The sequence below is a fragment of the Thermodesulfobacteriota bacterium genome (genome assembly GCA_040758155.1).
Taxonomy (GTDB): Bacteria; Desulfobacterota; Deferrimicrobia; order Deferrimicrobiales; family Deferrimicrobiaceae; genus UBA2219.
Genome location: JBFLWB010000209.1, coordinates 1 through 2,363, shown reverse-complemented (window position 1 = coordinate 2,363; position 2,363 = coordinate 1). Strand labels below are relative to the sequence as shown.

Below are 2,363 nucleotides of genomic sequence, written 5' to 3'. Positions count from 1 at the left end.
AAGGGAATTTCCTGGCGGTCACGGAATTCCTGGAGCTGCTGCGGGAGTGCGGAATATTTTCGGTCGTGATGCTGACCTTGACCGATGGAAACGCGGACCAGGTTCTCCCCCTAGCGGAGATCCTGGCCGGCAAGGCGGACCGTTTCGCCTTCAACCGCCTTTCCTCGGCGGGCAGGGGATCGGGCCTCGCACCCATGGAGCGGGGAAAATTCGAGAGGTTCCTCCGGGAATACCTCGACGAAACAGGCAAAAACCCGATCCTCGGACGCAAGGACAACCTTCTGAACCTGGTCCACCACCAACGGGGGGAACCGCCGTTCGGCGGATGCACCGGCTTCGGGTGCGGGGCCGCCTTCAACTTCGTTTCCCTGCTGCCCGACGGGGAAGTGCACGCCTGCCGGAAGTTCCCCTCCCCCATCGGGAGGATCGGGCGGCAAACGCTCTCGGAAATCTACGATTCCCCGGAGGCCCGCAGGTACCGCGGCGGCGCCAAGTCGTGCAAAGGGTGCGCCATCCGTCCGGTCTGCGGGGGATGCCTCGCAGTCGCGTGGAGCCTGGGCCGCGACGTCTTCGCGGAAACCGACCCCTACTGTTTCATGAAGCGGTGAAAAGGGACACTACAGCAGCTTCCGGTAGATCTCCCGCATGTCGGACTTCGTCATGGGCCTGGGGTTGTTGTCCAGCAGCCTCGTGACCTTCGACGCCGCCTCCGCCAGGGAGTCCAGGTCGCCTTCCGTCACGCCCCGGTCCTTCATGCTGCAGCGGATCTCCAGATCTTCGTTCAGCGAATGGAGGTTTTCGATCATCCTTCCCGCGGCCAGCCGGTCGGTCAGCCCGGAGACGGCAAGCCCCATGGCGGCGGCGACGTCCCGGAACTTCCGCTCCGCGGCGTCGAGGTTGAATTCCATCACGTGGGGAAGGAGGATCGCGTTGGACAAGCCGTGAGGGATCCTGTACTTCCCTCCCAGCGGATACGCCAGCGCGTGCACCGCCGTCGTGCTCGACGTCGCGATGCAGACCCCCCCGTACATGGCCGCCAGCAGCATGTCGTGCCGGGCGTCCATGTCCTTCCCGTCCCGGAACGCCCGCCGTATCGCGCCGGACACGAGCCCGATCGCCTTGAGGGCGAACATGTCGCTGAACGGGTTCGCCTTCTTCGAGGTGTAGCATTCGATCGCGTGGGTCAGCGCGTCCATCCCGGTGGCGGCGGTGATCGCCGGGGGAAGGCCGGCGGTCATCTCCGGGTCGAGGATCACGCCATCCGGAACGAGCATGGCGTCCACGATGCCCACCTTCAATTCATCCTCGGGCACCAGCACGATGGCGTTCGGCGTCACTTCCGATCCCGTCCCGGCGGTGGTGGGAACCATCAGCGTGGGCAGCCCCCTGCGTTCGATCTTCGCCTTGCCCAGCAGCTGCCGGAGGGTGACGTCGTTGGTCAGCATCACCGAAACGATCTTCGCGACATCCATCACGCTTCCGCCGCCGATGGCGACGATCATCCGGCAATCGGCGCCCTTCGCGGCGTCGAATATCCGGTCCACGTCCCTGACCTCGGGTTCCGGAGGCGCATCGCGGATCACCTCGACGCGGACCCCGGAGGATTCGAGGATCCCTTTCGGCCGATCGATCAACCCCGCGCCCCACACGCCCCGGTCGGTGAGGAGGAGCGCGCTCTCCGCTCCGTGTTCCGCGGCGATTTCGCCGACGGCCCCGATGCTGCCCGGGCCGGCGATCACGCGCCGGACGTTCAGGAGCGAATAGGTCGAACGGGATTTCATCGCGCCGGGCCCCGGTCCTTCCACCGGGGATGATCGTAGGCCGCCCGGTTCGCAACGTGCGGCCACCTCTCCCCCGAAAGCACCGCCAGGACCCCTTCCGCGGCCATCGTGGACACGCCCGCCGCCGCCTCCCGCGTCTGTCCCGCCATGTGCGGAGTGATGACGACGTTGTCCAGGGAGGCCCAGCGATTGTCCGCCGCCACCGGCTCCGACGAGAACACGTCCAGTCCGGCGCTGTGGATCCGGCCGTTTCCGAGCGCATCCGCCAGCGCCCTTTCATCGATCACCCCGCCGCGGGCGCAGTTGATCAGCACGGAGGAAGGCTTCATGAGGCCGAGCTCCCGCTCGCCGACCAGGTTCCGGGTCTTATCGGTGAGCGGCACGTGCAGCGACACGACGTCCGCGTTCCGCAGGAGCCCTTCCAGGGTCTTTTCGCATCGATGCCCTTCCCCCTCGATGGCCCTCCCGTCGACGAACGGATCGTACACGGCGACCTTCATCCCGATCGCCTTGCAGAGCCCGGCGAGTTCCCGCCCGATGCTCCCGTAGCCGACCAGCCCGATCTCCTTCCCCGACAATTCG

The 2,363-nt window shown here is 66.4% G+C and carries 3 protein-coding genes; 1 reads left to right on the top strand and 2 read right to left on the bottom strand.

Annotated elements, in window-relative coordinates; translation table 11 throughout:
* Window positions 1–608 (top strand): SPASM domain-containing protein (locus AB1346_14270; GenBank protein ID MEW6721608.1); only part of this gene is annotated, 608 nt, incomplete at its 5' end.
* A 9-nt stretch (window positions 609–617) separates the two neighbouring features.
* Here the strand turns inward: AB1346_14270 and AB1346_14265 are convergent.
* Both AB1346_14265 and AB1346_14260 read right to left on the bottom strand, forming a co-directional pair.
* Window positions 618–1,781, bottom strand: a complete 1,164-nt coding sequence (locus AB1346_14265) for an iron-containing alcohol dehydrogenase (GenBank protein MEW6721607.1) — start codon at window positions 1,779–1,781, stop codon at window positions 618–620.
* The coding region (locus tag AB1346_14260) for an NAD(P)-dependent oxidoreductase (GenBank protein ID MEW6721606.1) at window positions 1,778–2,363 on the bottom strand (586 nt) is incomplete at its 5' end. The genes AB1346_14260 and AB1346_14265, both read right to left, overlap by 4 nt.